Raw genomic sequence first — 26,079 nt, 5'->3', positions numbered from 1 at the left:
CGCTTACCTTTCTCCGGGATTGTCCACCAGTAGTGAAGGCATAAACTTCTTGGCCGTGGGTTTCATACCGTAATCGCCGGCTTCACCTTCCATAGCAAGAACCAGGGATATCTGTCCCGGGCTAAGGTCAATATTGTCAACCGTGCTTATATTATTGTTTTGATAAACGCTCATATAAGAATAGGCCACCTGGGATTGCTCCACCCCATATACCTTGATCCCCTTTTCGTTAAAATAGCTCACCAAACCCTGGTCAAAGCTCTCGGCAAAGTAGCTGTTCAAGTTATTGGCTCCTCCCAGAAGAACTACGCCGTTTAATGGGACCCTGTTATTACCGCTGAATTTGATCAGGTTATTCTGCTCCAGAAAGGTGACCAGCCCCGGCTCGTCGATGCCGTTTAGTATCGCGGCTACACTTACCGCCACATAGTGCCGCAGAGTATCCCGCGAGGTCTTGCCGTCTAAATTATAAAAATTTATCAGGCGGCTGCGCAGCTCAGGTGACTCCAGGTTCATGTTGGACAGCAATATAATCTGGCTGACCACTTCCGCTCCGGAGTTGGAAAGGGCATTGGCCATCCCTGCCGGCACTTCGCTGTCACCGGTTACTACCACGGCAGCCTTGTAGCCCTTTAAGCGACCTTCAACCAGTAACGGCAGCACGGTTTGGCTGTAGTTTTCATAGTTGCTGATAATATTGGTTTTATATTCGTTATCAGCCTCCAGTTTATCCTCTTTATCCCGCAAAACATAAAATTGCTCTTCCAGACGATCTATCATCTTTTTTTGCTGGTCTACCAGAAGATTATCCCCGACTATGGAGCTGCCTATCAGCACTCCCAGACCGAGGGCAAGAAAGATAGCAACTATTGAAGTTATATGATATTTCAAATCAATCAATGTTATGTTCACCTCACTATAAAACGGCTCTTACGGTTCTTGTTCCTCAATCTTTATTAAAATTTTAGGTACCAAACAATAACCGCAACTGCAGCAGCAAGAGGCGGAAAAAAGGTTTGCTGGCGGGAGAAACCCATAAAATAATAATGATAGGCACCAGAGCGGCTATAAAAAGCTGAATTAAATATCGGCTGTGCAGACTCTGCTTATACAGCTGGCTTACCCCTCGCGCATCTACCAATATAGAGCCCACCTTGAGCCGAACCAGAAAAGTGCTGCCCATGCCTTTGCGTCCCTTTTCCAGAAAATCAATCATATTGGAGTGGGTACCCACAGCCACAATAAGGCTGGCGCCGTATTCCCAGGCAATAATCATGGCTATATCTTCGCTGGTACCCGGCATGGGAAATACACTGGCCTCCAAACCCACGGCCTGAACCCTTTCCAATCCAGGCGCCTTGCCATTGGCATAGGCATGCACCACTATTTCCGCACCGCTGCAAAGAGCCGCATCAGACACACTGTCCATATCTCCAACGATAATATCAGGTTTAAGGCCAAATTCCAACAGGGCGTCCGCCCCCCCGTCCACCCCTATTAAAACTGGCCTTTCCTCCTGTATGTAGGAACTTATGGTCTTTAAGTCTTCCTTGTAGCTGCTGCCCCGAACCACAATCAGCACATGCCGGTTCAGCATATAGGTACCGAGCAAAGGAACGTCAACGTTTCCGAGCAGAATATCTTTTTCCTTTTTGGCATATTCCAGGGTATTATCCACAAAATTATCGAGCTCGGTTTGAATATTCTCGTTGGCAATGCGCAGCTTGCGCGCTACTTCATCCAGGGTTAGTATCCGGCCCCGGGCTATCGTCCGCTTGCCGCTGAAGACTTCGTCTCCCCGGATTTCTATAAAGTTGCCTTCCCTGGTTTCCGAAAAAATACCGTCTCCTACCTCATCCAGAACCGGAATACCGGCCTTGAGAATTTTGTATATGCCTTTGGCCGGATAACGTCCGGTTATTGAGGCCTGGGCATTAATTATAGCCTGAGGACGGATATCGATTAAAGAGTTGGCGGCCACCTCATCAACATCATCATGGTCAATTATGGCTATGTCCTGTCTTTTCAGGCGCTTGACCAGATTCTTGGTGCGCCTGTCCAGGCGAGCCCTTCCTTTTATACTCATCTTTCACCTCTGCTGCCCACAGCACATTAATATCGCCCTTAATATTATCATATAGTCCGGGTAAAGAAAAACTTGCATCCAGCTACTTCCTTATATGAAAAAATACCTCTCATTGCTTGCAATTGCAATCAACAAGAGGTATTGGATACCCGGCAGCACTTAGCCGACCTTATTCTCCAAACGCAGGCGGTCAGCAATTATGGCAATAAATTCGGAGTTGGTAGGTTTGCCCTTCTCACCGCTGATAGTATAACCAAAGAACTTGTTAATCTTATCGACGTCGCCCCGATCCCAGGCAAGCTCTATCGCATGCCGGATCGCCCTTTCCACCCGGCTGGGGGTGGTATCATACTTTTGGGCTATGGTGGGATAGAGCTCCTTGGTTACCGCCCCCAGGTAATTAATCTCTTCCACCACCAGCATTATTGCATCCCGCAGATATTGATAACCTTTAACATGGGCGGGCACTCCAATTTCATGAATCACTTTGGTGACCTCTACTTCAAGGTTTTTGGGGGATGCTGACGGTATACTAATCGTAGACATGGGGGTTATGTTTTCAGTTCTTGGTCTGATATCCCTTACCACCTGTTTCACCCGGTCACCCAGCACCTGAAGGTTAAAAGGTTTCAAGATGTAATAATCCGCTCCCAACTGCACCGCTTTTTGGGTAATGTTTTCCTGGCCGAAGGCAGTAAGTATTATAATTTTAGGACGAGTCTGCAGATTAAGTTCGTTGATTTTCTCCAGGACCCCTATACCATCCATGTATGGCATAATAAGGTCGAGGATGAGCACTTCAACCTCCTTTTTCTCCAGTACGTCCAAAACTTCCATACCATTGGCACAAACACCAACCATTTCAAAATCGGCTTCATTGGAAAAGTAGTCCCTGAGGATTCCGCAAAATTCACGATTGTCATCTGCAACCAGAACCTTAATTTGATTAGATTCATTGAACATACCGATTTATTCCCCCTCATCCCTTAATAAATCAGATTTTATTGAATTACTAACCGTTTTCGACGGTAGATTAAGCATTTCCTGCTTTTTTTTTCCACTAAATTAACCGATTATCTCACAGGCATTAACATAATGGTACAGATAAATACATAGGTACAAGCGAGACCTTTTTTTGTTATTATACCTTAAATCTACTAATTTGTGAGGATATCTATTCAATTAGGGCTGCTCCTAAATTTGTCGAAACCATCTTTATCGCTCCTTTACTTCATTCATTTCCGACAGCATATTATCGATGAAAATACCGTAGCCCCGTTCCGGGTCATTAAGGAAAACATGGGTTACTGCCCCTACCAGGCGAGAATCCTGAATTATAGGGCTGCCGCTCATTCCCTGCACAATACCTCCGCTTAAGCTTAGCAGCCGCGGGTCGGTAACTCTGATTATCATTCCCTTGCCGTTGCTCCGCTCCGGATAAACCTTCTCAATCATAATGCTGAACCGCTCAATATCCTCCCCGTTCACCACGGTGAATATCTCCGCTTCTCCTTCCTTTACCTGATGAGCATAACCCACCTCCAGAGAATAGGCCGAGAGCGGATTTTCTACCTGGGCTTCAGTCTTTCCGTAAATACCATAAAAGGTATTCTTGTTTATGCTGCCTTCAATTTCACCTTTACCGTTAAAAATTCCTATTTTTTCTCCCGGCTGCCCGGGCTTGCCTCTTTTGATAGCCTGAATAGAGGCGCTTACAATTTTCCCCTGCAAAACATCAATTCCCTGGCGGGTATCGGCATCAACTATAATGTGACCCAGGGCTGCATATTGATTGGTGCCGGGGTCCCAGAAACTAAGGGTGCCGACTCCCACTATTCCATCACGCACATAAAGGCCTACGCGATATCTGCCCGTTTCACTGCAGGGAGCGGGGATAACCGGAACACTTATAAATTTCCCCCGCCGTTTTATACTGAGCGATACCGACTCGCCCTTTTTATCGTCTATTACCCGGGCCAGATCATTTTCACTGTTTACGGTTTTCCCATCAACGCGATAAATAAGGTCGCCGATTTCTATTCCTTCATCCCGGGCCGGATATTGCTTTTCCCCCTTTTTATCCAGCACGGGAGCAAAACCAACTACCATTATTCCGCGTGATTGCAGCAGTACCCCAATGGAATGGCCTCCCGCCACCAGGCGGCGGGTAGGCAGCGATTCTATTGCCATTGACTTTATCGGGATGTAACCCAGCAGTTTTAGCTGAACATCCACTTTTCCAGGGCGGAGGGCGGTTATTTCATAATTGTCGCCATCGCGGTTGACTACTACCGGCGGATCCTGGGATGAAGCGAAAACACTCTCGGTTGGCCTTATAACCTGTAAATCCACTTTGCTGGCCAGCAGTGCAGGCAATTCAATCGCTATCTCGTTTGATTCACCTACTACCATGCGCTGATAGGAAGGCAGGCTTAACATGGTCCTGGCCTGGGGAGTAAAACAAACAGTAAGGAAAGCCAGTGCCAGTATAATTCCTATTACGGGCCTGATTTTACGCACCAAATTCACTCCCACCAAATTCATATGCTATATTTTCTCCCTTACCCGGGCATACTATACTGAAGTTTCTAGCAAAAGCCAGATAATTGTTTGACTTTATCTGACTATTAATATACAATGTATTTAAACCCATCAAGTATAATTTTATAAGGAGGTTGGTAAACAATGTTCGAACTGAGTCCTTTTAGAAGAAGAAGAGACCTTTCGCCTGCTGATTTCGGCCGAGATTTTATCCGGGACTTCTTTGACCCCGAATCCTGGTTTGACTTGGGCATCAAAGCCGATATCAGGGAAAACGCCAAAGAATACATTGTGGAAGCTGAACTTCCTGGAGTAAAGAAGGATCAAATCATGGTCGAATTAAAAGAAAATTATTTGACCATATCTGCCCAACAAAATGAAGAAATTAATGAAGAAAAGCCCAACTATGTGCGTCGGGAAAGAAGGCAGGGAAATGTTAAACGCAGCTTCTATGTAGAAAACGTGGACAGCGAGAAAGTAAGCGCCGAGTATAACGACGGATTGTTGACCATTATTCTCCCCAAATTAAAGGAAGAAAACCCCAATCATCACCGCATTGACATCAAGTAAGCAGAACGCCGGGGGTAAGGGCATTTGCGCCGCCCCCCCGGTTATTCTTTGGCCTGGTTCAGCATTTCCCGGGCGTGTTCCAGGGTAAGTGGCGATAAGTTGTCGCCGGATAGCATCCGGGCTATTTCCTGTTCTCGTTCTTTATCATCCAATACCTTCACCCGGGTGAGGGTAGTCTCATTTTCCACCTGTTTTTCAATTAAGTAATGGGCATCGGCAAAGCTTGCCACCTGAGCCGAGTGCGTTACCAGAATAACCTGGTGGCTGGCTGCCATCTGGGCCAGTTTCCTGGCCATGGCCGTCAGTGCACTCCCACCGACGCCCACGTCGATCTCATCAAATATCATGGTAGGCACCTTGTAAACCCAAGCCAGAACGGTTTTAAGAGCCAAAACGAAACGGGACAGCTCTCCCCCCGAGGCTATGCGCGACAATGGTCCGGGAGGTTCACCAGGATTGGGTGAAAAGAGAAAATCAATATGATCCGTACCTTTAGGGCCTGGTACTTCCCTGGTTTGCAGACTCACAACAAATCTCACATGGGGCATGCCAAGTTGAATGAGTTCATCATGAACCTTATCTTCTATCAATCTTGCCGCCTGGGCGCGAATCCTGCTCAGTTCATCCGCCTTAAGCCGATAAGTGCGCTGCAGATCCGCAACAATACTCTGCAGTTCCTCCCTGCTTTCCTGCTGCCGGCCCAGCGTTTCCAGCTCACTTCGCGCCGCTTCCAGATAATTCAGTACGTCACCAACGCTGTTGCCATATTTCTTTTGTAATCGGGATATTTGATACAGCCTGTCTTCCAGCTCTTCCAATTGTCCGGGCTGAAAATCCAGGGTTTCCCTGAAGGAAGCCAGCTTCATGGCCATATCCTGCAGACTGTAATTTATCTCCTCCAGGGCAATACCCAGCTCGGCGAAAAATTCTTCCCCCTTCAGGTTGTTGATTATGTCCCGGGCGCCGGATATCAAATCATAGGCATTTCTACCCGCATCATTGCTGTAAAGCAGGTTGAGAACCTGGTCGGTCCCCTCCAACAGTCTGGCCGCGTTCTTAATTCGGGTTCTCAGCGCATTGAGTTCTTCTTCTTCCCCTTCACGGAGACTTGCATTTTCCAGCTCTTTGATCTGGTAGTCGATAAACTCCATCCGCTCCAGCTTGTCCCGCTGTCCCAGTTCGATTGTCCTCAGTTCCTCTTGCCGGGCCCGCAGCTGCTTAAATATGCCTTCTAACTCTGCCAGCAGTTCTTCAGCACCATCGGCAAAGCTGTCCAGATAATCCATGTATTTTTCTGATTGCAGGATGCTCAGGTGTTCATGCTGCAGGTGCATATCCAATAACAGAGCAGCCAGTTTTTTCAGCACTCCCGCAGTGACATTGCGTCCGTTAATCCTGGCTGCGCTTCTTCCGCTGGGGTAAATCTCCCGGCTTATGATGAGGGTATCTTCATCCTCCTCGACGAGCGTATTCTCGGTAAGAAACAAAAGAGCCTCACTGCCGGGAGGCAAAACAAAAACCGCTTCGGCTACGGCCTTGCGGCTATTATCTCGTATCCAATCATTTTTTACCCTTTCACCCATGATTAAGCCCAGGGCATCAATGATTATTGATTTGCCGGCACCGGTTTCACCGCTCAGGACATTAAGCCCGGTATTGAACTCTATCCGCAGTTCATCGATTAACACGAAATTGCTTATGTATATTTCCTGTAACATGGCTTACCTCCCGTTAATCAGGGAATGAATCAGGAATTAATCAAAGCCTCGAAGTAGTTTACAATGCTGTTTACCGCTTTTTTAGGTTTTACTACTACAAATATAGTGTCATCTCCTGCAACTGTACCCAGGATATTTTCCAGGCCGGCGAAGTCTATCAGGGAAGCTATGGACGGAGCCGCGCCGGGCAGGGTTTTAATAACCACTATATTTTCACTGTAGTCGATATCTATAACCGAATCTTGAAATAACCTGCGTATACGTTCCCGGGAATTCCTTATGGGGCTGTTTTCAGGGAGAGCATAGTGGTATCCCTGGTCGTCAGGTATCTTAATCAGATGAAGCTCCTTAATATCCCGGGATACTGTGGCCTGGGTAACATCATAGCCGCTGCTCTTGAGGGCCTCGCATAACTCTTCCTGGGTAGAGATGCGCTGGTTAGCTATTATATCTACTATGGCAAATGTACGCCTGGCTTTCATAACTGACCTCCGCCTAGTTTTTCTATGCATATTATCTGAGGGGGGCAATTAATCTGATTTAAGAAGCTTGCTCTGATCACCTCAAATAACTGCTGGGGTAATCCTGACAAGAATTTCTCTATAGATTCCATTTCTTCCTGCCCGCCGGGATGACCCGGATAAAAAACCAGGCTTACTATCCCCTGCGGGGCGAGGAGGGTTATGCAATCGGACAAGGCCCGCAGAGTATCCTTGCTATTGGTTATCAGGCTATGATCCCCTCCGGGGAGATAGCCCAGATTAAACATACAGGCAGAGGGATGCCCTTCAACATAGGAAGCCATCTGGCTATGATTTGCGTTTATCAGTACTGCCTGATTCAAACATTTATTCTTGTTCAGCAGTTCCCGGGTGCTTTTCAGAGCCTCATCCTGGATATCGAAGGCATATACCCTGCCCCGAGAGCCAACCAGCTGAGCCAGAAATAGCGTGTCCTTGCCCCGCCCGCAGGTAGCGTCGACAACCGTATCTCCCGGCTGCACCACCCGGGCAATTACTTGGTGGGAAATCGATACCGCATTGCCGAACATTCCACTACGCATTACCATATCCCTTCTATGCGCCGCAATCTGTTCCCCATATTATTGAAAAAGCCTGAACCTTTTAGGTCAACCAGACTTAACTTGAATTCTGCCCGGCTGACCCCTATAGTATTCAGTGCTTTAAAGTCCCGCCTGATCTGTCCGTCTATGCAGATAATCGCACCCTGACAGTCCAGGGGGGTAAGTTCCAGCAATCTCCGGGAAGACAGAACCATCGGTCTTTGACAGATAAAATGGGGTGCAATCGGAGTTATTATAAACGCATTCATCTCCGGATCGCAGATCGGCCCGCCGGCTGAAAGCGAATAAGCAGTTGATCCGGTGGGGGAAGCTATTATTAAGCCATCCCCCCGGTATACCCCCAGGTTCTGTCCATCGATAGCCAGGTTGAAACTAACCATGCGCGGAGTAGCGGCCCTAACCACCAGTTCATTAAGACAGTAGAAGCTCTCAGCTATTTTTGCCTGCTCGTATAAATCTATATTAAGCATCATGCGCTCATCGATAGCGTAATTGCTGCTTACAAGCTGTTTCAGATAATAATCCAGCTCGTCAGCTTCTATGTTGCTGAGGAAGCCCACTGTTCCCATATTTACACCCAGCACCGGCAGATTACGGGAGGCATAATGCCTGGCTGCCCTTAGGATAGTACCGTCACCGCCCAGCACTATTACCAGATCCTGCTCCCCGCTTTGGCCTTCTCCCTCTATTTCCACATCTATATTCAAGGCATCCAGTTTACCGGCCAGCTTTCGCGCCATCTCCGCAGTATGTTCCTTATAGCGGTTATTTACCAGAAGGATCTTCAACTGCCTTTGCCTCCCAACTGCTGGTGAGCTTCATCAACTACCGACGCCACCGTTTTATCAATTTCAAGCTCCGGAGAAACTGTCGTTTTCCTAAGATGAATAAAAAACTCGATATTCCCCTGGGGTCCGGTAATGGGAGAATAAGTTATCCCCGCACAGTTAAGGTTTTCACCGGCAGCAGCGGTGATGCAACCGAGCAGTACCTCGCGGTGTACGGTCCGGTCCCGTACTACTCCCTTTTTGCCCACTTTATTTCTGCCTGCTTCAAACTGAGGTTTTATAAGGCTTATGATATTGCCTTGCGCGGTCAGCATATCCTTTATGACAGGAAAAACCAGGGCAGTGGAAATAAATGATACATCTACAGTTATAATATCAACTTGCCGCCCTAACTGTTCCGGCTTAAAATAGCGAATATTGGTTTTCTCCAGGCAGACCACCCGGGAGTCATTGCGCAGAGTCCAATCCAGTTGCCCGTAGCCCACATCTACCGCAAAAACCCGTCGGGCACCGTGCTGCAGTGCGCAATCGGTATATCCCCCGGTGGACGCACCTACGTCAAGCACGGTTCTATCCATAAAATCTATGGCAAATTCCTTTATCGCCTTTTCCAGTTTCAAGCCGCCCCGGCTCACATATCTGGGACTGCTGCTCTCCACTGTAATTTCGACCTCGTCAGGGAACCCGGCTCCCGGCTTGTCAACCCGCAGGCCATTTACTTTAACCTCGCCGGCAAGTATGATCGCCCGGGCTTTTTCCCGACTGGAGACCATACCCCGGGCCAGCAGCAGGTTGTCCAATCTAGTTTTTGCCAAAATGAATTAACCCCCATACCCTGCTGTTGGCCAGTAACTCGGGCCACCTGGTTATAACACTCTCGGTTATGGACTCGGGGTCCATATTAAGAAATTCCAGCAGCTGTTCAACTTTGCCCTGCTCGATAAAATCATCCGGGATACCCACCCGGAGCACCTCGGCTTTGAGTCCATTATCTTCCAGCAGTTCCAATAATGCACTGCCGAATCCTCCGGCCCGGCAATTGTCTTCGATACAGACCAGCCGCCGGCACTGCCGGGCGGTTTGACAAATAAGTTTATTATCCAGCGGCTTGGCAAAGCGGGCGTCGATCAGCCTGGTGCTGATTCCCCTTGCTGTCAGGAGCTGCCTGACATCCGAACCTATGCCCACTCCTCTGCCGATTCCGATAATAGCAACATCATTACCTTCTTCCACCATCCGGGCCTGTCCCAACTCCAGCAATTGCAGAGGTTCATCAAGCGGCAGCCCCTCCCCCGCCCCGCGCGGGTATCTTATAGCCACCGGCCCGTCGATATTAAAGGCCGTGTGGAGCATGTTCCGCAGTTCCAATTCATTGGCCGGAACCATGACCGTCAAGTTGGGGATACTGCGTAAATAAGATAAATCGAATACCCCATGGTGGGTAGGTCCGTCCTCACCTACCAGCCCGGCCCGGTCGACCGCAAAAATAACCGGCAGTTTCTGCATAGCCACATCATGGATGATCTGGTCATAAGCCCGCTGTAAAAAGGTGGAGTAAACAGCCACCACCGGCCTCAGCCCGCCCCGGGCCAAACCTGCCGCCAGGGTCACCGCATGCTGTTCACATATGCCTACATCGAAAAATCGGTCAGGGTAGTGATGGGCGAATTCAATCAGACCGGTGCCGCTGGCCATAGCTGCAGTAATGGCTACCACCCTGTGGTCTTCCCGAGCCCTCTCTAACATAAATTCGCCAAAAATCTCGGTATAGGTCCTGATGGTCCGGGGACGCTGCCTGCCGGTATCAATATCAAAGGGCCCGATGCCATGAAAACGATCAGGGTCGTTTAAGGCCGGCTCATAACCACGCCCCTTCTGGGTAATAGTATGAACCAGCACCGGTCCTTTCATTTTGCGTACATTGGCCAGAACCGTAATCAATTCCTCCAGATTATGCCCGTTGACCGGGCCGATATAAGTAAAGCCCAGCTCCTCGAATAGTATCCCCGGAACCATGACATACTTGACCATGTCCTTAAATTTACCTGCCGCCCTGGCAATATTGGGTCCGATGGCCGGAATTTTATTCAGGGCAGATTCTATTTCTTCCTTTTTCCGGGAATAGGAAGGGTCGGTGCGAAGCCGGTTAAGATAGGCAGACATGGCGCCCACATTGCGGGAAATGGACATTTCATTATCGTTTAGAACAACAATCAGATCCCGGGCCTCATGCCCGGCATGATTCAGAGCCTCGAAGGCCATGCCCCCGGTAAGGGCTCCATCCCCGATAACGGCTACCACTGAATGCTTCTCTCCCCTGATATCCCGGGCCAGCGCCATACCCAGCGCAGCCGAAATCGAGGTGCTGCTGTGACCGGTGTTAAACGCATCATGGGGGGATTCGTCATTTTTAGGGAAACCGCTCAGCCCCCCGAATTGACGCAGCGAACCCATCTCCTGCCAGCGCCCGGTAAGAATCTTGTGCACATAACTCTGGTGCCCTACATCCCATATTATTTTGTCCTCGGGGGTATGAAAGACAAAATGGAGCGCTATAGTGGTCTCCACCACTCCCAGATTAGCAGCCAGATGCCCGCCGCAGCGAGAAACGCTGTTAATCAGCATCTCCCTTATATCCTCGGCTAACTCATTCATCTTGCTTATATTAAGCCTTTTTACGTCTTCAGGTGAGCTTATCGATTCCAATATCCTGTACATATAATTCACCTTCTATTTTTAAACACTTCCATACCGCTTATACTCTCCCACCACGCCATGATTACAGCTACGCTGAAAATAATACTATTGGCATTGTTGACCGCAATACTTTTGCCTACGGCCTTGCCCCCCACGGTAAGAGCCGCAATCAGGCTGGTCATCACCGAACCGCCCAGGATCAGATCGATAAATCCCAGGCGGGAGCCAAGGCTGATAACTATTCCGGCGCCAATAGCTCCGCTCAAGGTACCGGCAACATCCCCTACCACATCATTGCAGAAATTAGCCACCACATCGTTGTTGCGAATAATCTTTACCGCCTGTTTGGCGCCAAATACTTTTTTTGCCGCCCTGGCATTAAAAGGCGGCAAAATGGCTGCGGTAGCAGCAGTTCCTATAATATCAAAGAATATGCCCAGAAAAATAATGATAAATAATAGAACAATAGCCACAATCACACTGTTTACCGCCCTGACCAGGGCCTCTGACCCTAGACTTACCAGCAGAGCAATAAAAAACGTAAAAAAGGCTACTATAGATCCCGATATTAAATTACCCTTTTTAACATAGCCCATCAATCGTGCTATATCTCCCGGCTATCCCCGGTATTAGTATTGGTTCTATTCCGTTAATACATGTTTACCAGGGGAAAATAAGAGTATATGTAACGCTGGCAAAAGGTTATTTGGCGAGTAAACGCTGCGACTTAGGTCCAGCAGGTTTTCCCAGCAGGTCACCCGATTGTCGCCAAAAGGGCGGTTTCCCTTTACGCCTGCTCCACCCCGTTACCGGAGATGGGACTGGATTACCACTTAGTACGCACTTTAATCCTCGTCAAATTGTGCAACGCACACAGTCTAGGAGTTTTCCTCTGCAACCCACATCAATTTCTAGCCTCTTTTGCAATAACGGTTTCAGAGCAGATGACCGAATCCTGGCCGGGACTTGACCATCCTTCTGCGCCCATTCGCCGCCACCACTCAAGGCAGGCTACGCTGCACCCAGCTTCTACCAAATGCAGGTTTTCATATTACCACCGTAATATGCCTCCGCGGATAGGAGGGTCATGCCCGCATGCCGTTGCGGATTGCCCCCCTGCCCTTAACTCCCAGCAATGACCCCTGACTGGGCGTCACAAGCCAAAACCAGAAGCTTCATCGTTGTGCCCTTAACGGATTTTTAGGCCCGTTTTCAAAGCTGATAGGGTTGACTAGAATACTGCAACCTTTTGCCAGGTTGTTTATCAGTACTATATTATATCATAGCAGATGCTTTTCTATCTAGTAACGTATCAATTCCAGATGCATCCTGTTTTCAGCTTGATTAGTTTTTGCGCACCAAAGTAAAATAGGCCAGTTGACGCAGAAAATCGGCATCACTGCCAAAGTTTTGCAGGCTGCGGATACAGGCTTCAACACAACTTGACGCCATTTCCCGGGATTTATCCAATCCCAACAGGCCGGGATATGTAGTCTTGCCATTCTTAGCATCACTGCCGGTAGGCTTGCCCAGCAACTCCTGGTTTCCACTTATGTCCAGTATATCATCGGTTATCTGAAAAGCCAGTCCAAAATTCCTGGCATACTCGTCCACGGCCGCCAACCCTTCCTGATTTATATCACATATCAGAGCTCCGGACCTTAAAGCAACCTGAAATAATTTCCCGGTTTTCAGGCTATGCAGGGTCTTCAAAGTATCATAATCAATGTTCTTTCCTTCCGATTCCAGGTCAATCACCTGCCCTCCAACCATTCCCTGGCTGCCGGCAGATTCTGCCGTTTCCCTTATCACCCGGATCAGGTTGCCCAATTTTACTCCCGGCAGTTCAGCCGCTTCCGTCATTACGGCAAATGCCCCGGTCAACAGGGCATCCCCGACCAAGATAGCGTTGGCTTCCCCAAATACTATGTGACAGGTGGGTTTGCCCCGGCGCAGTTCATCATTATCCATAGCCGGCAAGTCGTCATGGACCAGGGAATAGGAATGTATCATCTCCAGAGCACAGGCAATGGGAACGGCATTCGCCTGATTTCCTCCCGCCAGCCTGGCCCCTTCCAGCACCATTATCGGCCGCAGCCTTTTCCCTCCGTTGAATACCGCATAATGCATGGCTTCATGGATAATCGGGGGATGGGCATCCTCCCGGGTAAGATACAGCTTAAGACAGCTATCTATATGCTGCTTGCGCTTCTCCAATTCCTGCTTGAATTCCGTGAAATCGAAATCCATTGAACTCTCCTTTCTCATCTACTCCATATCCAGCAATTCCAGTTCACCATTGAGGTTTTTGACCAGACGCTGGATTTTAGCTTCAGCCTGCTGCAACTGCTGCCGGCAATAGAGCGACAGTTTGACCCCCTGCTCGAACAGCCGGATGGATTCCTCCAACTCCAGATTGCCTGATTCCAGCTTTTCCACTATTTCCTCCAATGTTTTCAAGGCATCTTCGAACTTCATCTCTCCCACCGGTTCACCCTCTCCCTGTCTTTTACGGCAGCATTAATCACACCATCAGATAAATCTATCCTTACCTCTTCGCCGGGCTCAACCTCTTCGATCCGACGAATCACCCGGTCTCCCCGGCGGACCACAGCGTAACCCCGTCTTAACACTTTTAAGGGGCTTAGCTTGTCTAGAGCCGTAACGCCTACCGAAAACTGATGCTCTTTTAACCTCCAGCCTGCCAGTACTTCATCCGACAGGTTATGGCTCAGGCCCACCAGCCTCTCCCTGCTTTTATCCAGTACCATCCCGGGTTCACGCCAGACCCGGCGCATCATAACCCCATCCAGCCTTTCAGCACTTTGATTTAACCTGTTATCAGCTGCCCGTAACAATCTTTGTTGAAAATCGTTAATCCCGGCCTCCAAATGCAGCATATCCGGTACGGCCAGTTGGGCAGCCTGGGTCGGGGTAGCTGCCCGCAGATCAGCGGCCAGATCGGCCAGGCTATAGTCAACTTCATGGCCTACCGCAGATATTACAGGTATAGTGGACTCATAGATGGCTTTTACCACTTCTTCGCTGTTGAAAGCCATCAAGTCCTCAAAAGAGCCGCCACCCCGGCCTATAATTATCACATCCACCGCGGAGTACTGATTGAGCATTTGCACGGCCGCCGCCAGCTCCAGCGGAGCCTCCGCCCCCTGAACCGAGCTGTGGGCCAGTATCAGCTCCACTCCCCGGTGCCTTTGTCGCAGCACCCGTAAAATATCCTGAAAGGCTGCGCCATCCTGGGAGGTAACCACCCCCACCCGGTTGACCAGAGGCGGAATAGGCTTCTTTTTTTCCAGGGCAAAATACCCCTCTGCTTCCAGCCGATTCTTCAGTTGTTCCAGATACAAAAACAGCCCTCCCACTCCGTAAGGCTGCATTTCCTCGGCATAGATCTGATACTTCCCCTGGCGGGCATAAACCGCCATAGACCCCCGCAAAAGAATTTCCATGCCATCCTCCGGCTTGAATTTCAAGTTACGGGCCCGGCTTTTAAACATGACACAGCTTACTGCTGCGTCCTCATCCTTCAGGGTGAAATAGGCATGACCCGATTGCTGGTAAAGCCTGAACCCCGATATTTCGCCCTTAAGCCAGAAGTCCTGCAGCAGGTCGTCACCAACCAGGAGGCGGTTTATATAATTGTTCAATTGGCTTACGCTTAAATATTCATTCATACCTGGCCTCGGTTTCGGCGAGCCGCCTGCGACACATTAGCACAGAGCTTGGCAATCAGTACCGGCCCCAATCCACCTGGAACCGGCAAGAGATAACCGCCGCTGCCGGCCACTGATTCACGGTGCACATTGCCGCAACTGGAACCGGACTCCCAATAAAAACCGGCATCAATAATAAGCGGTTCACCTTGTATATCCGACCCCTTGATGATCTGTGGCGCCCCTTTCTCCACCACCAGAATATCAGCCTGGCTGACCAGATTATCCTGATAGCAAGGGTATATGTTAACCGGATAACCCCGTTTTAATAAAATGGTGGCAACCGGAACGATGACATCAAAAGAATCCCCTGCCAGCACAATTCTCTTTCCTTCCAGCGAAGGATAAACCCTATCAATCACTTCCATACAGGCCAGGGCCGCACAACTGATGAATTCAGCCCCATCGCCCGCCAGCCGCCCCCGATTGGCGGGTGTAAATCCATCCACATCCTTTTCCATCTTTATGGCCGATAGGATTTCTTCCTTATCTTTTTCCAACTCATCGGATATCGGAAGCTGCAATAAAATACCATCCACGCTGTTGTCCTGATTGAGCTCCCCAATAGCATCCAGCAGCGCTTGCTTGCTGGCATCCTCGGGCAATACCACCATAAGGGTCTCTCCCCCTATGGAGGCGACAGCCTTTTCCTTCAATCCCACATAAACCAGGTTCTCCTGCCGGTCACCAACCACAATTACGGCCAGTACCGGTTTGATACCGTCTTTCTTATTGGCTTTTTGTAAACCTTCCCGAATCTCCTGGGCAATCTGGGTACCACTAATAGTTTCCATCAATTACACCCCTAAATAATTGATTTATTTTGATACGAATCTCGCCGAACCGGGAACCTGAATTACCGTTAATTGCCGCGTATTCCCCGGCACTACTGAAGCTCAGCGTCTAATTACTTTCCCGCTGACTCAGGTAAGCGGCTAACATGGCGATGCCTACGGCGTTGTCGGTACTGAGGCAGGGATCGGCGAAGTAGAGTTTAAGTCCCACTGCCGGGTGTTCCAGACGCTCCAGCAAACGCTGCCGGATAAAGCCGTTGGCCATTACCCCGCCTACCAGCAACACTTCCTTTAAGCCGCTTTTTTCTGCCTGCTGCAGCAAACATTTTTCCAGGGTATTGGCTATGGTTCTGAATACCGCACCAGCTATGCCCCCTGGCGCTTCTCCCCGTTCGAGCAAATGCAGGGCGCGGGTTTCCGCTCCCGAGAAAGAAAAGGAATCCCCTTTGACTGCCGACGGAATAACCGGCATAGTGTCCCCATCCCACCTGCAGGCCATTTCTTCCAGTAACTTGCCCGAGGGAAAGGATAATCCCAGGGCTACACCAACCCGATCAACCAGCTGACCGGCATGCAGGTCGGAACCCGCCATGGTGATATCTATGTCAAAAGCCCTTTCTTTTCCCCGCCTTACCAGCAATACCTCGGATGTTCCCCCGGAAAAGTGGCAGGCGATGAACGCTGCGGTAGACATCAGTTCTTCATTTCCCTTTATTCCCGCCATAATGTGCCCTTCCTGATGGCTGAGCCTGAGCAAAGGAACAGCATTGTAATGGCTGAGCACTTGAGCCTGGGATAAACCGGCGGTAAATACCGGCATATAACTCCCCTCTATATTGCGGGGAAACGCACTTACGGCCATAGCAGCCACCTTTTCATTCACGCCTGCCGGCAGCTGGACAAATAAAAAAGGAAGGTTTCGCAGGTGTAGAAAAAGCGCTTCTGACTGCTGCAAACCCTTTTCTCCCTGTCTGACCTCCAGTACCTTTCTTCTATCACTAATGATATTGTAATCAGCATCCACCACCGCTATTGATGTGGTGTAAGCGCTGGTATCTATCCCTAGATAGAGTTTCATCTCGACTCTCCCAGCATTTTATCCAAAATGGCATTTATAAATGCGGCTGAGGTTTCGTCACCATATTTTTTAGCTATTTCCAGGGCTTCATCTATAGCCACTATAGGTTCAGACTGCTCGTAAAACATCACTTCATAGCCAGCAACCCGAATAATATTCCGGTCGATGGCCGACATCCGGTTTAAGGACCAGTCTCTGGCATAATGGCTGATTTTGCTATCGATCTGTTCCAGATGGGCTAAACATCCCATAATCAAGTCCCACGAAAACACCCGGTCTTTGTCCGCCAGAGAATTGTCTTGCAGCAGGTATCTGAACGCGCGGTGAGGGTCAGCATCTACCTGGTCAACCTGAAACAATACCTTAAAAGCAAATTCCCGTGCCTTTCTCCTGCTCAAACCTGTTCTCCTTTCTACTACTGCTTATCTTTAAACATGCGCTTTAACCATTGCTCAAAATTCTTTTTCTCATCTAATTCCTTACCAATAAAAAACCCCAGCGCAATACAGATAATTATGAAGATTGTGCGCCAGAAACCATAGCTTATAAAAAGGATACTGGCCAGCAATCCCAGTACTATACCTATAGCTTTACCTCGATGCTGTTCAAATATAATCCGCAGGATATTCTCCCACATAATTATGCCCCCTTTCCAAACGCACAAACTACCCGGGAAGATGTCAGGGTACATAGGCTGTCCCCGCGGGGGAGGAATATTCGGCTTCCGCTGTTCCACGTACGGTTAATCACCGGGTCTCTAACCGTTGCTGGTTTTTGCGCCCGGGTTCAGGTCATCAACCAGCACTTTAACCTCGGCTACTTTCAGGCCTCCGATATTTTCCAGGTATTCCCTGACCACATCCTGAACCTTCTTGCTGAGTTCGGGAACACTTATATCCGGGTTTATCATCATGTGCAGGTAAACCTGCAGCCCGTCCGCTCCGTTGGTTACTACCGGCCTGATTTCTTTGATCCCCTCAATTTTTTTAACCGCTTTCATAATAATGATCTTGATTGCAGGAACCGTGATTGATACCTCACCAGCCAGACTGCGTTCGACCTCAACCGATTTGGCCCGGGGCTCCAGCTTGATGGTGGACAGAAAAACCAAAACTCCCACTACCAGTAATATAACCCCCACCAGTCCTACAATTATTCGATTTTGGGGTGTGGACAGGGCTAGCTCTATGTAAGCAACGGGCTCAGGCCGGCCAATGGAAGCCGCCACAGCCATGCCTGCTACAATGATCAGCAGCAGGTTATAGACAAAAAGAAGCAGTCGCCATATACTCTGCATTACTTCACCTCTTTCAGACGGTCATAATACAGATAACCCCCTGGGAAAGCAGGGGGTTGTCCATATCGCTAATACCAAAGATTACTCTGCAACCAACGGAGCGTTGGTATCGTCAGCATTGCCGCTTTTCTTCATAGATACGCCGACAATATGCACGTTTACTGCAGTGACAGCAAGCCCCGTCATGGTTTCAACGGCTATTTTGACTTCTTTCTGCACAGTTTCCGCTACCTCAGGGATCTGATAACCAAATTCAACTACTATATAGATATCAATTTTAGTTTCGTCATCTATAACCTCTACCTTAATCCCCTTGCCAAAATTCCTTTTTCCAAGCTTTTCGACCAGATCGGTACTCCACCCGCCGCTCATGGAAGCAACACCCTCAACATCAGCAGCGGCCAGACCTGCAACCGTAGCTACTACTTCGTCAGCAATTCTTATCGCCCCGAATTCATTATTGATCTCCGGTTTGTCATTATCCATATTTGTCCACCTCCATTATAATTGTATACTTGATATTTTAGCATGCAAAGCCATATTATCAAATTATACTATCGATTTTCCCTGTCATTATCTCTCATCACTCATTCTGCGCTGGATGAAGTTGGTATATACCTCACCTCTTTGAAAAAAGGCATTATCCAGTACTTTAAGATGAAAAGGTATGGTAGTGGCGATGTTTTCAATGTTAAATTCCTGCAGGGCTCTTTTCATCCGGCTGATAAGCTCCTGCCGCCCTGGAGCCCAAACAATGAGTTTGGCCACCATGGAATCATAATATGGCGGTATAGTGTAATTGGAATATACGGCTGAATCGACTCTAACTCCAGGTCCTCCCGGAATCAGGTATTGGCCCACTCTGCCCGGCGAGGGCCGGAAATCATTATCGGGGTCTTCCGCATTAACCCGGCACTCCATGGCACAGCCATTGATTCGGATATCTTCCTGGGTATAAAGCAGGGTCTCCCCGGCGGCAATCCTTATCTGTTCCTTAACTAAATCAACTCCGGTAATCATTTCGGTCACCGGGTGCTCGACCTGGATTCGGGTATTCATTTCTATAAAATAGAAATTACGGTTTTTATCCACCAGAAACTCTACCGTCCCGGCACTGTAGTAACCGGCAGCCCGGGCGGCATTAACTGCAACCGCCCCCATACGGCCGCGTAATTCCTGGTCCAGGAAAGTAGAAGGAGCCTCCTCCAGAAGCTTCTGGTTGCGCCTTTGTAAAGAGCAATCCCTTTCCCCCAGGTGAATGATATTGCCCTGCTCGTCTCCCAGCACCTGAAATTCGATATGGCGAGGTTCTTCTATATACTTCTCAATGTAAACCTCGTTATTATCAAAAGCAGCCCCTGCTTCCATTTTGGCCATTTCCAGCGACTCTTTTAAAGTTGCTTCTCCATGAGCCAGGCGCATGCCTTTGCCCCCTCCGCCGGCAGAAGCTTTTATCATTACCGGATAGCCGATCTCCCGCGCTACAGCCAATGCCTCTTCATAGGAAGCAACCGCACCATTGCTGCCCGGAACCAGTGGAACTCCGGCTTTGCTCACGACCTCCCGGGCTGTGACCTTGTCGCCCATAAGCTTTATAACATCAGGCCGGGGGCCAATAAACTTTATTCCATGGGTATCACAGAGCTCAGCAAAGTAGGCGTTTTCAGCCAGAAAACCATAACCGGGGTGAATAGCATCCACCCCTTTATTCTTTGCCGCTGCTATAATATTGGCTATATTCAAGTAACTTTCCCGCGCCGGCGGGCCACCTATGCAAACCTTCTCATCCGCTGCCTGTACATGCAAGCTGTCCCGGTCGGCAGTTGAATAAACCGCCACTGTTTCTACCCCTAGTTCCCGGCAGGCTCTTATAACCCTGAGGGCTATTTCGCCACGGTTGGCAATAAGTACCCTGGAAAACAATCTACCACCCCTAATCTTTCTCTATCAGGAATAATGCCTGGCCGTACTCGACTGCTTCCGCGTTGCGTACCAGAATATCAACTATAGTGCCGGCAACTTCTGATTTAATTTCATTCATCAGCTTCATGGCTTCCAGAATACAAAGGGTCTGTCCCGGATCCACCCGGTCTCCCAGTTTTACAAAAGCCGAAGCATCCGGTGCGGGAGCGCTATAAAAAGTCCCTACCATCGGGGCCACTACTTCGGCAATATTTTGATTATTGACCGGCAAACTTTCTTCTCTAACCGGTGTTGCTTCGCTGCCGCCGGCAGCAGCCGGCACCGGCCTATCCTGCCCGGCAGAACTGGTTTTGCGCAGGCTGAGTTTATAATCGTCTTTCTGCAATTCCAGCTCGGCGATACTGGTTTGGTCAAGTATTAACATTAGTTCTCTTATCTCATCAATATTCATTTCATTATCTCCCCTATTTTGCATCTCACTTACCCGGCTGGCTGGCAGCTTAACTGCCGGCTTCTCTTTCTGTATTTCATCCCTTACTTCATCCCGGGATGAAATCTGAGGAATGTCTTCATGGCTTCTCCCCTGACGATATTCAAAAAACTTTAATGCTACCTGAGGGAAGAGGGCATAAGTTAAAATATCTTCTTCTTTATCGGTCCATACTGCTACTTCCTGCTTTGACCGCTCCCAGGCGGGCGGAATCAAATTAGCCGGCCTTACCCGAATAATCTCCTCGTCGCCGATAATCTTTTTGCGAATATCCTCTCCGATGGGAGCCGGAGGTTTGCCATAATAGCCCCGCACATAATCTTTAACCTCTCCTGGGCACAGCTTATACCTTTCCCCCATCAAAACATTCAACACCGCCTGAATGCCTATAATCTGGCTGGTGGGTGTAACCAACGGAGGATAACCCAGGTCTTCCCTTACATGGGGAATCTCCTGCAGTACTTCATCCATGCGGTGAGCGGCCTTCTGCTGTTCCAACTGGGAGTGCAGGTTGGAAATCATTCCCCCGGGAACTTGATGTTCAAAAACTTTCATATCTGAAATCCGGGTGACGCCACGCTCAAAGCCCTTATGCTTACGCAATTGTTCAAAGTGGGTGGCAATACCAAAAAGCTGATGCAGCTCCATGCCGGTATCCCATTCGGTCCCCTGCAGAGCGCGTACAATCGTTTCTACCGGCGGCTGGGAAGAGCCAAAGGCCATAGGCACACTGGCAGTATCTATAATGTCCACTCCCGCTTCTACCGCCTTTATCAGGGTGGCAATAGCCAAGCCTCCTATATAATGGGTATGCAGCTGAATAGGTACGTCCAGGTTGTCCTTTAAGGCTTGAACCAGTTCATGGGAGGCATAAGGGGCAAGCAAGCCGGCCATATCCTTTACGCAGATGGAATCGGCCCCCATATCCCGCAAATATAATGCAGTATCAACAAAATGCTGCATAGAGTGAACCGGGCTGATGGTATAGACTACCGAAGGCTGGGCATGTTTACCCGTTCTTTTGATGGCCTTCATGCAGGTCTCCAGGTTACGGATATCATTGAGGGCATCAAAAGTCCGGAAAATATCGATACCATTTTCCGCTGCCTTATCGATGAATTTTTCCACAATATCATCGGGATAGTGGTTGTACCCTACCAGTGATTGTCCTCTTATAAGCATCTGCAGCTTGGTCTGCTTAATTTCCCGGCGGATGGTTCTGAGCCTTTCCCATGGGTCTTCGTTAAGATAGCGGATGCATACGTCAAAAGTGGCACCCCCCCACACTTCAAGCGAATAGTATCCTGCATTGTCCAGATTATGCAGTACCGGGAGCATGTCATCAGTGGTCATCCTGGTAGCCCACAGGCTCTGGTGTCCATCCCTTAAACTCGTATCGGTAATCTTAATTTTTCCCATTACTTACCTCCCAGTGGTATAACCATCATAAAACTTAATAATACCTGGAGCTTACCCTATATACAAATAGGCTCAGGCCAAGGGCCTGAGCAAGTTGGTCCCACTACACTTGTTAATATTATAAAAATAAAGCCTCTCTATTTCAATCATTTTTATCAATGTATACATTACTCATCATTCCCGCCCCGAAAAACCATGCATATGTTTTCGTCACTGACCTCTAAAACCCGGCCGATCAGACCTTTAATTGCATTCTCATCAACAGCTGCCGCGGACCCTTTTATGACTACGGTGCTCATCCCCGGTTCACTTATCACTACACATTCCTCAATCCCCCGGGATTTAACTAAATTTTCCGCCTTCATTTCTTTTTCCATTTCTTCCATTATACCTATAATTTTCAAGGAAGCGGCTTCCCGCGATGCCTGACCCTGCTCCTCATCACGAGCCAACTCCCGCAGTACTTCCATCTCACGGCTGCGGCTGCGTTCTCTCTGCAGGCGGTACTCAGCAAAAAAATCCTCCCCGCTGCGGGATTCCACCTTACCAGATATCGTCTTTTCAGGCTTGGACTCACTCAAAGCACTATTGGGGCTATTGATGGGCTCTTTAAAACTTCGCCCTCCCCATAACACATTGATCGCCACGATTACCGCCAGTACCACACCGGCAATAACGATAAATCTCTTGGCCTTCTTTATTTCCACCACCATATGCCTCTCCCCCTTCGCTTTTACATATCCTGCCCCGGCATAACACAGACCTGATGGGGTGATACATTTAACAGGGTAGCCGTAGCCTGAATAAGCTTTTCCTGGATCAGCGGCGAACCGGCGCCCTCAGCTACGACCAGCACTCCAATTACTTCCGGGGTTTTGTTCTCCACCAGGAGAGGGGCGCCGGCAGATACGGCCAGGTCACGAGCTACATTACTCTCACTGGTGGTTTTTTTCAAACCGTTCTGGCTCTCCTCAATCTCCCGTTTCTCGTTGCGGGTATTGGCAGCATAGGTCTTTACCCCTCCCGAAGCCAGGGTTATGCTTACTTCCACTTTGCCCGCCCCATCAATCCGCGATAATATGTATTCCAGTTCCGCGGCCAAGTCCTGGTTGATTTTCTTGCTCTCCTTGCTGACGGTGTTATTCGCTATGGTTTTGCTGCCGCTGTCTTTGTTGTCAGTTCGGGTAACCGGCCAGATTAAGGCCAGAAGGCCAAGGCAGATAGCAATAACCATGATATATCTGCTCTTCTTATTGGGGAAACGGACTGACCCCTCATTATCATTCTTATTCCCCCTGATCCACTCGTATAGCACAGCTTTAACCCCCCTCAAACTTGATTTCGATTTGAATATTTTTAAACCCATACAGGTTATTTATAACACTGCGAATTTTATCTTCCATTTGCTTTTGGTCGATGGCGGGGGAATGCTCCCCTTCTTTGGAAAAGGCCTTTACTCCACCCCCCTCTCCCGACAGACCTGCGTTTTCCTCCGGTCTTACTATCAGGTGCAACTGCTTCAGCGCCCCCTCACTATCCAGCATGGCTCTGGTCTCTACTTTTTTTACCCCGGGTACCAGCATTGCCACCGCGCTTATTTGTCCCTCGATTTTTGCCGCGAAACTGCTTTCAGAAGTATCGGCAAGTTGCCGGTTGATGCGACTGCCCCGCTCCAGCACCTCTCTTTCCTGCTCCGGAGCAAGATGGTAATCCCAGAGGTTCACTTCCCAGTCCTTTCGTTCAAACAAAGCATTTAACACCGGATTCAAAACCGCTATGATAATAAACAGGCCAATGGCAAAGCGAACAAAGGGTTTTACCCGCCCCTCAGGAAGCAGAATTTCCAGAAAACTGGCCACGATGATTATTACCAGTACATTCTTTACCATTCCCGCCAGCAGCGCCATAACGACCTCCTTACCGCAGCATGCCCAGGTTATTGGTCATTCCTGCCACAATGGCAATCATAACGAAAAACATCAGACCTACCGCCGCCACCGTAGCCAGCATTAAAAAAAGGTGAGTGCTCATAACCTCAAGTATGGCAGCCGTTCGCGAATCACCCAAAGGCTCTACAATTGCAGCAGATATTTTGTAAATCAGCGCAATAGCGGCAATCTTTACCAGGGGAGCAAGTATAATCCCCGCTATTACCAGTACTCCGTATATGCCCAGCGCCTGTTTTATCATTACCACGTATCCGGCGGCCACCTCCACGGTGTCGGAAAACATCTTGCCTACTACCGGTATGGCGTTGTCGGTAACAAATTTTGTGGTCCTTAAGGCTATCTTATCCAAAGTAGCGGCATATACTGCCCTCAAGCTGATAAAACCAACAAAGACGGTCAGGAAAAACCCCAGTGATAATTGAGCCATCTGGGTAAAGAATTTGGCCATTCTCTCCACCTTTAAGGTATTTGACATATGATTTACCAGGTTGAGGATGGCGGAAAGAATTATTAAAGGGAAAACTACATTTTTTACCGTGGTAGCAAAAGCAGTCGCACCGGTCATGAGTAACGGAAGCAGCATGGCGGTGGTGTTGATATTGCCCAGACCTGCCGTTAATATCAGCATCTGGGGGAGCATAGCCGTCATGAAAGATACCATATTATCTATACTCTGCTGGCCGATGGCCAACACGATTTTAAAAGAGCTCAGGGCAATAGCGGATAAAGCCAGGAAGCAGGCCAGGTAAGACATCTGAGCAACTGATGAGGAAAATGCGGTTTGCAAATTGATGAGCAAAGCCGCAATAACGGAAAGAACCAACAATCTCCCCAGCAAGCTTGAATTTGCCAGTATTTCCTTGCCCAGCAGGCGCAGAATCCCCTCCCCTGCGTCCTTTACATTGAATTCCCATTCTCCCTTGATAAAATCAAGCAGCCATTCCTTCAGGGGTTTGCCTTCCATCAGGGTAGAAACATCAGTGTCCAGCTTATCCCGGTATTCTTCCAGTGCCGTCAGATCAAGATCCTTCAAGGTATCGTCAAAGGAAAAAACCGGCTCACTATCATCAGCCCAGGCTGCCGGGGGGAAAAACAGGGCGCAAAGGAACACCAGCAGCCCCGTTATGATAATTAAAGACCAGATTTCAGCGCCAAACCGGGGGTATTCTATTATTAATGCCGTTTTTTTCCTCTGCATCTTTAACCAATCTCCCCTAAATCCTACCCCTTACTCCTATCCGGGCATTAGCTGCATAAGGGATTCCAGTATGGCTATCATGATGGGAAGCGCCAGTACGGCGATAATAATCTTGGAGGCGAATTCCACCTTCTTGGCTACCGCCTGCTCACCTGCATCCTGGCAGATGGCAGCTGCAAATTCACCCAGGTAAGCCACCCCCAGTATTTTTAAAATGGTGGCAAAGAAAAAATAATTCACCTCGGCCCGGCGGGTCAGTTCTCGCATTACATTAAGGATGGAAGCCATCTTTCCCATCATCACAGTAAAGATGATGATGCTAAAAACAATGCTCAATATTACTGCCAGAACCGGCTTCTCTTGCCGCAATATCAAGAGGAGGATAGTGGTAACCAGGGCTAATCCCACCACTTGAGCTATTTCCATGGCCATCGCTCCTTGCAAGTCTTGTCATGACCTTCGGGAAAGGTGCAGTCCCATATGGTTAAAAGACAAGGTTACAGGTTGAATACTGACCTGACTACCATGAAAAGCTGGTTCATCAGCTGCACGACTATGATTAGAACTACAACGACTCCGGCTAGAGTCAGCATCTCAGCCTGCTCTTCCTTTTTAGCCTGTTTGAGCACGATTGACAGCACTGAAATCAGTATCCCAATACCGGCAATGCGAAAAATTATATCGACATTCACCCCAACCGCCCCTTTATTTTTATA

The 26,079-nt window shown here is 48.8% G+C and carries 29 protein-coding genes; 1 reads left to right on the top strand and 28 read right to left on the bottom strand.

Translation table 11 applies throughout. From position 1 onward, the window contains the following. Positions 1 to 3: 3 nt before the first annotated feature. The 4 genes from ACU70B_RS05205 to spoIVB form a co-directional block, all read right to left on the bottom strand. The gene (locus ACU70B_RS05205; RefSeq protein WP_447185285.1) at positions 4 to 900 is read right to left on the bottom strand and encodes a copper transporter; all 897 of its coding nucleotides are present in this window, start codon (positions 898 to 900) and stop codon (positions 4 to 6) included. Between the two features lie 64 nt (positions 901 to 964). Next, positions 965 to 2,086 (bottom strand): putative cytokinetic ring protein SteA, encoded by a 1,122-nt coding sequence (gene steA / locus ACU70B_RS05200; protein WP_447185284.1) that lies wholly within the window; start codon positions 2,084 to 2,086, stop codon positions 965 to 967. A gap of 159 nt (positions 2,087 to 2,245) precedes the next feature. Then, positions 2,246 to 3,049 carry a sporulation transcription factor Spo0A gene (gene spo0A, locus ACU70B_RS05195; RefSeq protein ID WP_447185283.1) on the bottom strand — a complete coding sequence of 268 codons (804 nt, stop codon included), beginning with the start codon at positions 3,047 to 3,049 and terminating at the stop codon, positions 2,246 to 2,248. 252 nt (positions 3,050 to 3,301) lie between these two features. Next, complete coding sequence (spoIVB, locus tag ACU70B_RS05190) at positions 3,302 to 4,606, bottom strand: SpoIVB peptidase (protein WP_447185282.1); 1,305 nt, start codon at positions 4,604 to 4,606, stop codon at positions 3,302 to 3,304. A gap of 165 nt (positions 4,607 to 4,771) precedes the next feature. Between spoIVB and ACU70B_RS05185 the strand changes: the two genes are divergently transcribed. Further along, positions 4,772 to 5,197 carry an Hsp20/alpha crystallin family protein gene (locus ACU70B_RS05185; RefSeq protein WP_447185281.1) on the top strand — a complete coding sequence of 142 codons (426 nt, stop codon included), beginning with the start codon at positions 4,772 to 4,774 and terminating at the stop codon, positions 5,195 to 5,197. Positions 5,198 to 5,238: 41 nt separating this feature from the next. Here ACU70B_RS05185 and recN read toward each other — a convergent pair whose 3' ends face one another. From recN to spoIIIAC, 24 genes are all read right to left on the bottom strand, one after another. Then, a complete protein-coding gene (recN, locus tag ACU70B_RS05180; RefSeq protein WP_447185280.1) occupies positions 5,239 to 6,915 on the bottom strand; it encodes a DNA repair protein RecN in 1,677 nt (558 codons plus the stop codon). A gap of 29 nt (positions 6,916 to 6,944) precedes the next feature. Further along, positions 6,945 to 7,397 carry an arginine repressor gene (gene argR / locus ACU70B_RS05175; protein ID WP_447185279.1) on the bottom strand — a complete coding sequence of 151 codons (453 nt, stop codon included), beginning with the start codon at positions 7,395 to 7,397 and terminating at the stop codon, positions 6,945 to 6,947. Beyond that, positions 7,394 to 7,978: a tRNA 5-(aminomethyl)-2-thiouridylate-methyltransferase MnmM gene (gene mnmM / locus ACU70B_RS05170; protein WP_447185278.1), complete on the bottom strand. Its 585-nt coding sequence runs from the start codon at positions 7,976 to 7,978 to the stop codon at positions 7,394 to 7,396. Before mnmM ends, argR begins: the two co-directional genes overlap by 4 nt. Beyond that, positions 7,978 to 8,787, bottom strand: a complete 810-nt coding sequence (locus ACU70B_RS05165) for an NAD(+)/NADH kinase (protein WP_447185277.1) — start codon at positions 8,785 to 8,787, stop codon at positions 7,978 to 7,980. The genes mnmM and ACU70B_RS05165 overlap by 1 nt, the downstream gene beginning before the upstream one ends. Further along, a complete protein-coding gene (locus ACU70B_RS05160) occupies positions 8,784 to 9,602 on the bottom strand; it encodes a TlyA family RNA methyltransferase (protein ID WP_447185276.1) in 819 nt (272 codons plus the stop codon). Before ACU70B_RS05160 ends, ACU70B_RS05165 begins: the two co-directional genes overlap by 4 nt. Beyond that, on the bottom strand, positions 9,589 to 11,505 hold the full coding sequence (gene dxs, locus ACU70B_RS05155) for a 1-deoxy-D-xylulose-5-phosphate synthase (RefSeq protein ID WP_447185275.1): 1,917 nt from the start codon (positions 11,503 to 11,505) through the stop codon (positions 9,589 to 9,591). Before dxs ends, ACU70B_RS05160 begins: the two co-directional genes overlap by 14 nt. Positions 11,506 to 11,510: 5 nt before the next feature. Next, a complete protein-coding gene (locus ACU70B_RS05150) occupies positions 11,511 to 12,080 on the bottom strand; it encodes a hypothetical protein (protein ID WP_447185712.1) in 570 nt (189 codons plus the stop codon). 748 nt (positions 12,081 to 12,828) lie between these two features. Further along, positions 12,829 to 13,734, bottom strand: a complete 906-nt coding sequence (locus ACU70B_RS05145) for a polyprenyl synthetase family protein (RefSeq protein ID WP_447185274.1) — start codon at positions 13,732 to 13,734, stop codon at positions 12,829 to 12,831. Positions 13,735 to 13,752: 18 nt separating this feature from the next. Further along, on the bottom strand, positions 13,753 to 13,962 hold the full coding sequence (xseB, locus tag ACU70B_RS05140) for an exodeoxyribonuclease VII small subunit (protein WP_447185711.1): 210 nt from the start codon (positions 13,960 to 13,962) through the stop codon (positions 13,753 to 13,755). Further along, a complete protein-coding gene (xseA, locus tag ACU70B_RS05135; RefSeq protein WP_447185273.1) occupies positions 13,959 to 15,176 on the bottom strand; it encodes an exodeoxyribonuclease VII large subunit in 1,218 nt (405 codons plus the stop codon). The genes xseB and xseA overlap by 4 nt, the downstream gene beginning before the upstream one ends. Further along, entirely contained in the window at positions 15,173 to 16,009 is an 837-nt protein-coding gene (locus ACU70B_RS05130) for a tetrahydrofolate dehydrogenase/cyclohydrolase catalytic domain-containing protein (RefSeq protein ID WP_447185272.1), read from the bottom strand. Before ACU70B_RS05130 ends, xseA begins: the two co-directional genes overlap by 4 nt. A 109-nt stretch (positions 16,010 to 16,118) precedes the next feature. Next, positions 16,119 to 17,087 carry a Kae1-like domain-containing protein gene (locus tag ACU70B_RS05125; protein WP_447185271.1) on the bottom strand — a complete coding sequence of 323 codons (969 nt, stop codon included), beginning with the start codon at positions 17,085 to 17,087 and terminating at the stop codon, positions 16,119 to 16,121. Continuing rightward, positions 17,084 to 17,485 (bottom strand): transcription antitermination factor NusB, encoded by a 402-nt coding sequence (gene nusB / locus ACU70B_RS05120; protein ID WP_447185270.1) that lies wholly within the window; start codon positions 17,483 to 17,485, stop codon positions 17,084 to 17,086. Before nusB ends, ACU70B_RS05125 begins: the two co-directional genes overlap by 4 nt. 17 nt (positions 17,486 to 17,502) lie before the next feature. After that, on the bottom strand, positions 17,503 to 17,724 hold the full coding sequence (locus ACU70B_RS05115; RefSeq protein WP_447185269.1) for a DUF2273 domain-containing protein: 222 nt from the start codon (positions 17,722 to 17,724) through the stop codon (positions 17,503 to 17,505). A 120-nt stretch (positions 17,725 to 17,844) separates the two neighbouring features. Then, a complete protein-coding gene (amaP, locus tag ACU70B_RS05110; RefSeq protein WP_447185268.1) occupies positions 17,845 to 18,384 on the bottom strand; it encodes an alkaline shock response membrane anchor protein AmaP in 540 nt (179 codons plus the stop codon). Positions 18,385 to 18,465: 81 nt separating this feature from the next. Then, positions 18,466 to 18,870, bottom strand: a complete 405-nt coding sequence (locus ACU70B_RS05105) for an Asp23/Gls24 family envelope stress response protein (protein WP_447185267.1) — start codon at positions 18,868 to 18,870, stop codon at positions 18,466 to 18,468. Positions 18,871 to 18,957: 87 nt separating this feature from the next. Further along, positions 18,958 to 20,307, bottom strand: a complete 1,350-nt coding sequence (gene accC, locus ACU70B_RS05100; protein ID WP_447185266.1) for an acetyl-CoA carboxylase biotin carboxylase subunit — start codon at positions 20,305 to 20,307, stop codon at positions 18,958 to 18,960. Positions 20,308 to 20,317: 10 nt separating this feature from the next. Next, entirely contained in the window at positions 20,318 to 22,216 is a 1,899-nt protein-coding gene (accB, locus tag ACU70B_RS05095) for an acetyl-CoA carboxylase biotin carboxyl carrier protein (protein WP_447185265.1), read from the bottom strand. Between the two features lie 167 nt (positions 22,217 to 22,383). After that, on the bottom strand, positions 22,384 to 22,929 hold the full coding sequence (locus ACU70B_RS05090; protein WP_447185264.1) for a SpoIIIAH-like family protein: 546 nt from the start codon (positions 22,927 to 22,929) through the stop codon (positions 22,384 to 22,386). A 20-nt stretch (positions 22,930 to 22,949) separates the two neighbouring features. Continuing rightward, positions 22,950 to 23,531: a SpoIIIAG-related protein gene (locus tag ACU70B_RS05085; protein ID WP_447185263.1), complete on the bottom strand. Its 582-nt coding sequence runs from the start codon at positions 23,529 to 23,531 to the stop codon at positions 22,950 to 22,952. Positions 23,532 to 23,535: 4 nt separating this feature from the next. Then, positions 23,536 to 24,123, bottom strand: coding sequence for a stage III sporulation protein AF (locus ACU70B_RS05080; RefSeq protein ID WP_447185262.1), 588 nt, complete (start codon positions 24,121 to 24,123; stop codon positions 23,536 to 23,538). Between the two features lie 10 nt (positions 24,124 to 24,133). Then, a complete protein-coding gene (gene spoIIIAE, locus ACU70B_RS05075; RefSeq protein ID WP_447185261.1) occupies positions 24,134 to 25,363 on the bottom strand; it encodes a stage III sporulation protein AE in 1,230 nt (409 codons plus the stop codon). A gap of 36 nt (positions 25,364 to 25,399) precedes the next feature. Beyond that, positions 25,400 to 25,789, bottom strand: a complete 390-nt coding sequence (gene spoIIIAD, locus ACU70B_RS05070) for a stage III sporulation protein AD (RefSeq protein ID WP_447185260.1) — start codon at positions 25,787 to 25,789, stop codon at positions 25,400 to 25,402. A 71-nt stretch (positions 25,790 to 25,860) separates the two neighbouring features. Further along, positions 25,861 to 26,055: a stage III sporulation protein AC gene (spoIIIAC, locus tag ACU70B_RS05065; RefSeq protein WP_447185259.1), complete on the bottom strand. Its 195-nt coding sequence runs from the start codon at positions 26,053 to 26,055 to the stop codon at positions 25,861 to 25,863. Positions 26,056 to 26,079 lie beyond the last annotated feature (24 nt).

The organism is Syntrophomonas curvata (genome assembly GCF_052976825.1).
This window is presented reverse-complemented; position numbering and strand designations above follow the sequence as displayed.

Bases quoted from the DNA above. Each gene is read 5' to 3' on its own strand.
- steA (WP_447185284.1), bottom strand. From the start codon at position 2,086: ATGAGTATAAAAGGAAGGGCTCGCCTGGACAGGCGCACCAAGAATCTG.
- spo0A (WP_447185283.1), bottom strand. From the start codon at position 3,049: ATGTTCAATGAATCTAATCAAATTAAGGTTCTGGTTGCAGATGACAAT.
- ACU70B_RS05185 (WP_447185281.1), top strand. From the start codon at position 4,772: ATGTTCGAACTGAGTCCTTTTAGAAGAAGAAGAGACCTTTCGCCTGCT.
- recN (WP_447185280.1), bottom strand. From the start codon at position 6,915: ATGTTACAGGAAATATACATAAGCAATTTCGTGTTAATCGATGAACTG.
- argR (WP_447185279.1), bottom strand. From the start codon at position 7,397: ATGAAAGCCAGGCGTACATTTGCCATAGTAGATATAATAGCTAACCAG.
- mnmM (WP_447185278.1), bottom strand. From the start codon at position 7,978: ATGCGTAGTGGAATGTTCGGCAATGCGGTATCGATTTCCCACCAAGTA.
- dxs (WP_447185275.1), bottom strand. From the start codon at position 11,505: ATGTACAGGATATTGGAATCGATAAGCTCACCTGAAGACGTAAAAAGG.
- ACU70B_RS05150 (WP_447185712.1), bottom strand. From the start codon at position 12,080: ATGGGCTATGTTAAAAAGGGTAATTTAATATCGGGATCTATAGTAGCC.
- ACU70B_RS05145 (WP_447185274.1), bottom strand. From the start codon at position 13,734: ATGGATTTCGATTTCACGGAATTCAAGCAGGAATTGGAGAAGCGCAAG.
- xseB (WP_447185711.1), bottom strand. From the start codon at position 13,962: ATGAAGTTCGAAGATGCCTTGAAAACATTGGAGGAAATAGTGGAAAAG.
- xseA (WP_447185273.1), bottom strand. From the start codon at position 15,176: ATGAATGAATATTTAAGCGTAAGCCAATTGAACAATTATATAAACCGC.
- ACU70B_RS05130 (WP_447185272.1), bottom strand. From the start codon at position 16,009: ATGGAAACTATTAGTGGTACCCAGATTGCCCAGGAGATTCGGGAAGGT.
- ACU70B_RS05125 (WP_447185271.1), bottom strand. From the start codon at position 17,087: ATGAAACTCTATCTAGGGATAGATACCAGCGCTTACACCACATCAATA.
- ACU70B_RS05115 (WP_447185269.1), bottom strand. From the start codon at position 17,724: ATGTGGGAGAATATCCTGCGGATTATATTTGAACAGCATCGAGGTAAA.
- amaP (WP_447185268.1), bottom strand. From the start codon at position 18,384: ATGCAGAGTATATGGCGACTGCTTCTTTTTGTCTATAACCTGCTGCTG.
- ACU70B_RS05105 (WP_447185267.1), bottom strand. From the start codon at position 18,870: ATGGATAATGACAAACCGGAGATCAATAATGAATTCGGGGCGATAAGA.
- accB (WP_447185265.1), bottom strand. From the start codon at position 22,216: ATGGGAAAAATTAAGATTACCGATACGAGTTTAAGGGATGGACACCAG.
- ACU70B_RS05090 (WP_447185264.1), bottom strand. From the start codon at position 22,929: ATGGTGGTGGAAATAAAGAAGGCCAAGAGATTTATCGTTATTGCCGGT.
- ACU70B_RS05080 (WP_447185262.1), bottom strand. From the start codon at position 24,123: ATGGCGCTGCTGGCGGGAATGGTAAAGAATGTACTGGTAATAATCATC.
- spoIIIAE (WP_447185261.1), bottom strand. From the start codon at position 25,363: ATGCAGAGGAAAAAAACGGCATTAATAATAGAATACCCCCGGTTTGGC.
- spoIIIAD (WP_447185260.1), bottom strand. From the start codon at position 25,789: ATGGAAATAGCTCAAGTGGTGGGATTAGCCCTGGTTACCACTATCCTC.